This window comes from Delftia sp. ZNC0008, assembly GCF_000799035.1.
In the GTDB taxonomy this organism is placed as follows: Bacteria; Pseudomonadota; Gammaproteobacteria; order Burkholderiales; family Burkholderiaceae_C; genus Comamonas; species Comamonas tsuruhatensis.
In genome coordinates this window covers 1-4,360 of the sequence record NZ_JTKZ01000407.1, presented here as the reverse complement: position 1 = coordinate 4,360, position 4,360 = coordinate 1, and the positions used below count along the sequence as shown (strand labels likewise).

The 4,360-nt window shown below is 67.6% G+C and carries 5 protein-coding genes and 1 pseudogene; 2 read left to right on the top strand and 4 right to left on the bottom strand.

Annotated elements, in window-relative coordinates:
• The 4 genes and pseudogenes from L995_RS13635 to L995_RS13620 form a co-directional block, all read right to left on the bottom strand.
• Positions 1–473, bottom strand: a pseudogene (locus tag L995_RS13635) (penicillin-binding protein 2); the annotation flags it as partial.
• 13 nt (positions 474–486) lie between these two features.
• Positions 487–1,005 (bottom strand): rod shape-determining protein MreD, encoded by a 519-nt coding sequence (mreD, locus tag L995_RS13630; RefSeq protein ID WP_013800223.1) that lies wholly within the window; start codon positions 1,003–1,005, stop codon positions 487–489.
• Positions 1,002–2,075: a rod shape-determining protein MreC gene (mreC, locus tag L995_RS13625; RefSeq protein WP_047472272.1), complete on the bottom strand. Its 1,074-nt coding sequence runs from the start codon at positions 2,073–2,075 to the stop codon at positions 1,002–1,004. Before mreC ends, mreD begins: the two co-directional genes overlap by 4 nt.
• Before the next feature lie 184 nt (positions 2,076–2,259).
• Positions 2,260–3,303, bottom strand: a complete 1,044-nt coding sequence (locus tag L995_RS13620) for a rod shape-determining protein (RefSeq protein ID WP_012202293.1) — start codon at positions 3,301–3,303, stop codon at positions 2,260–2,262.
• 212 nt (positions 3,304–3,515) lie between these two features.
• On the opposite strand from L995_RS13620, the gene gatC reads away from it, so the two are divergent.
• Entirely contained in the window at positions 3,516–3,815 is a 300-nt protein-coding gene (gene gatC, locus L995_RS13615) for an Asp-tRNA(Asn)/Glu-tRNA(Gln) amidotransferase subunit GatC (protein ID WP_016448550.1), read from the top strand.
• 66 nt (positions 3,816–3,881) lie between these two features.
• A partial coding sequence (locus L995_RS13610) for an amidase family protein (RefSeq protein WP_047472270.1) occupies positions 3,882–4,360 on the top strand: 479 nt, incomplete at its 3' end.

Sequence of the window (4,360 nt, the reverse complement as noted above, 5' to 3'; positions counted from 1 at the left end):
AGCCGCGCCTTGATGTCCACGCCCGGGAAGCGGTAGCGCTGCGCGGCAAAGCGCGCGACCTCGTCATCGGTCAGGCGCGTGCGGATGGGCAGGGAGTCGAAGCTGCGGGAGTCGTCCACCAGGCGCTTGAACTTGCGCCGGTCGCGCGGCGTGATCTCGACGATCTCGGCCAGGCTGTCGATGGTCTCTTCAAGGTTGCCCGCGCGCGAGGGCATGATCTCCAGCGTATAGGCCGAGTAGTTGGTGGCCAGCACCACGCCGTTGCGGTCCAGGATCTGGCCCCGGTTGGGCACGATGGGCACCACGGCCGTGCGATTGCTTTCGGCGCGCTCGGCCAGCTCCTCATGGCGCTGCACCTGCAGCACCAGCAAGCGAGCCACCACCAGCCCGAAGGCCAGCAGCACCACCACGCTCATCACCCATGCGCGCAGCCTGAATCGCTGCAGCTCGGCTTCTGTATTGCGGATTTCCATCACGCGTCAAGCCTCACAGAGGACGGTTCTCGTCGCTGTCGGGGGGGCGGCGTTGCGGCGCCAGCAGCAGGCCGCTGACCAGGGGCCACAGCAGGGCCTCGATCAAGGGGGCCACCACCACCAGCGGGCCGGGCACGATGCCGCCCGCCACCATGCGCAGCAGCACCTGCAGGCCGTGCACGACGGCGAACAGGGGCAGCAGGTGCAGCGCCTGCACGGGCGTGGAGAACCAGGACAGGCGCCGGCCCATGGCGCCGGCCGCGAACACCAGCAGCGCATAGGCCAGCGCATGCTGGCCCAGCAGGGAGGAGCGGTCCACATCCATGCACAGGCCCAGCAAAAAGGCCACGCCCATGCCCACGCGCTGGGGCTGGTTCAGCGCCCAGAAGGCCAGCAGCACCATGAGCAGGTCGGGCTGCCAGGCCTGGCGGCCCAGCGGCAGCATGTTGAGTGCCAGCGCCGCCAGCAGGCTGACGACGATGAACAGGGGGTTGACCGGCAGCAGCAACTGCTGGCCGCGCGGCATGATCATGCGGGCTCCTTCCTGGCGGAGGCGGGTGCGGCGGGAGCAGCGGGTGCTGCAGGCGTGGCCGGCGCATCTGTCTTGCCGGCCTTGCCACCGTCCTTGGAGGCTTCCTTGCCCTTGCCATCCTTGCCCTTGTCTTTTTCCTTGCCCTTGTCTTTTTCCTTGCCCTTGCCGGCGCGCAGGGGTTCGGCGGCGCCTTCCGCCTCGGGGTGGGTGGCGCGGTCCAGCGGCTTGAGCACCACCACGTGGCGCACGCCCTGCACGCGGCCCACGGGCTCGCAGTAGATGCGGGAGAAGGCCGAGTCGGCGCGGCGCTCCACCGAGACCACCTTGGCCACGGGCAGGCCCGGCGGGTACAGGCCGTCGACGCCGCTGGTGGTCAGCAGGTCGCCTTCCTGGACATCGGCATTGCTGGGCATGAAGCGCAGCTCGATGCCGCCGGTGCGCAGCGGCGACGGATCGCCATAGGCCACGCTGCGCGCGCCGGTGCGCGGGTTGAAGACGGGAATGGCCTGGTCGCGGTCGATGAGCAGGGTGACCTCGGAACGCAGCGGATACACGCGCGTGACCTGGCCGACCACGCCCTTTTCATCGAGCACGGGCGAGCCCTGGGCGATGCCGTCCACCTGGCCTCGGTCAATGACCACACGGCGGGTATAGAGGTCGGGGCTGTCGTAGACCACTTCGGCCGCCGTGCCGGGCGTGGTCAGGCGGTCGCGCAGCTGCAGCAGCTCGCGCAGATGGTCGTTTTCCTGGATCAGTTCGTCGGCCAGCGAGGCACGCTGGGCCATGGCCACCAGTTCCTTGCGCGCGCCCTGCTCCCGGGCCTGGGCCTCGTCCAGCGAGCCCAGGTAGCGGCTGGCGTCGTGCACGGCCTCCACCGGCTTGAGCATCATCCACTGCACGGGGTACAGCACGGTGGACACGGCCACGCGCACGGGGTCGGTGATCCTGAAACGCGCGTCGGCCACCATCAGAAACAGCGCCAATGCGCTGTAGATGGCCAGTTGGGAGACGCGCGAGGGCCGCCGCTTGAACAGCGAGGGCGCCGAGTGGTCCAGGGTGTTGGGATTCATGCGCCCCTCCTGCGCGGCAGGGCCTGCCCTGCCGCACTTGCTGCGGCCTGGAAAGCACGGGCCGGGCCCGGTGCGAAGGAAGGCAGGGCAAGCATGCAGGTCACCACGGAAGGGGGAGAAAAATCGTTGCAGTCAGACGGCTGCGGCCCCGGGCCCGCGACAACGGGCCCCGGCCTGCGCCGCGTCAGTCGCTGGTGAAGATGCTGCCCTGGCGGTCCATGGTCTCCAGCGCCATGCCGCAGCCGCGCACCACACAGGTCAGCGGTTCCTCGGCCACGAGCACGGGCAGGCCCGTCTCTTCGGCCAGCAGGCGGTCCAGGTCGCGCAGCAGCGCGCCGCCGCCGGTGAGCATCATGCCGCGCTCGGCAATGTCGGCGCCCAGCTCGGGCGGGGTCTGCTCCAGCGCGTTCTTGACGGCGCTGACGATCTGGTTGAGCGGGTCGGTCAGGGCTTCAAGCACCTCGTTGGACGAGATGGTGAAGCTGCGCGGCACGCCTTCGGAGAGGTTGCGGCCCTTGACTTCCATCTCCTTGACTTCGGAGCCGGGGAAGGCCGAGCCGATGTTCTTCTTGATGGATTCGGCCGTGGGCTCGCCGATCAGCATGCCGTAGTTGCGGCGGATGTAGCTGATGATGGCTTCGTCGAACTTGTCGCCGCCCACGCGCACGGAGCCCTTGTAGACCATGCCGCCCAGCGAGATCACGCCGACTTCGGTGGTACCGCCACCGATGTCCACCACCATGGAGCCCGAGGCCTCGGACACCGGCAGGCCGGCACCGATGCCGGCGGCCATGGGTTCCTCGATCAGGTAGACGGAGGTGGCGCCTGCCGCCTCGGCCGCGTCCTTGATGGCGCGGCGCTCGACCTGGGTGGAGCCGCAGGGCACGCAGATGATGATGCGCGGGCTGGGCGTGAGCACCGAGCGCGGATGCACCATCTTGATGAACTGCTTGATCATCTGCTCGGTGATGACGAAGTCGGCAATCACGCCATCCTTCATCGGGCGGATGGCCTCGATGTTGCCGGGCACCTTGCCCAGCATGGCCTTGGCTTCACGGCCCACCGCCTGGATCACCTTCTTGCCATGCGGGCCGCCTTCGTGGCGGATGGCGACAACGGAGGGTTCGTCCAGAACAATGCCCTTGTCGCGGGCGAAAATCAGGGTGTTGGCTGTGCCAAGATCAATGGCAAGGTCGGTGGAGAAATACCGACGGAAAGCTCCGAACATTACGAGAGTCCTCTCAGGCACGGCATGCTCGTCGGCCTGCCATCGCCGGGATGAAAGTTAGGGAGTCTGGATGGGGTTGGCTTTTCGCACAATGACCAGCTCGGAGAGGGTCTTGCGGCAAAGCCGAGATAATACCGTATCCCCTGTGAATAACTTGTACTGCCGGGGCTTGAAATGCGGGTTTACATCCCGTTGCCCCCTTCAAAATTCCTATGGCACTGAACGCACAAGACATCGCACGCATCGCGAACCTCGCACGGCTCGAGCTCTCTTCCGCAGAGAGTGAGCGCATGCTAGGCCAGCTCAATGATTTTTTCGGCATCGTGGAGAAGATGCAGGCTGTGGATACTTCGGGCGTCAGCCCGCTGTCACATCCGGTCGCCGCCATCCAGGACATTGCCCTGCGCCTGCGCGAGGACATTGCCAGCGAGCCCGACCAGCGCGACGCCAATCAGCGCAGCGCCCCGGCCGTCGAGCGCGGCCTGTTCCTGGTCCCCAAGGTGATCGAGTGAGCGCCGGGCGTCGCTCGCCCTGCTTCCTGTCCCCTGGCATCCGTCCCCGTTTTCCGCATCCCATACATGACCCAGCAAACCACTGATCTGCACACGCTCGGCGTGTCGGCCCTGTCGGCCCTGCTGCGCGAGCGCAAGCTCGGCGCCGTCGAAGCCGCCCAGCATTTCCTGGCCCGCGCCCAGGCGCACCAGAACCTGGGCGCCTTCGTCAGCATCGACGAAGAGGCCACCCTGGCCCAGGCCCGCGCTGCCGACGCCCTGATTGCCCAAGGCAAGGGCGGTCGCCTGGCTGGCGTGCCCATTGCGCACAAGGACATCTTCGTCACGCGCGACTTCCCGACCACGGCCTCCAGCAAGATGCTGGCCGGCTATCGCTCGCCCTTCGACGCCACCGTGGTCACCCGCCTGGCCGAGGCCGGCGCCGTGACGCTGGGCAAGCTCAACTGCGACGAATTCGCCATGGGCTCGGCCAACGAGAACTCGGCCGTCGCGCCCGTGGGCTTCGACGCACCCGCGCCCGTGCGCAATCCCTGGAACCTACGCGG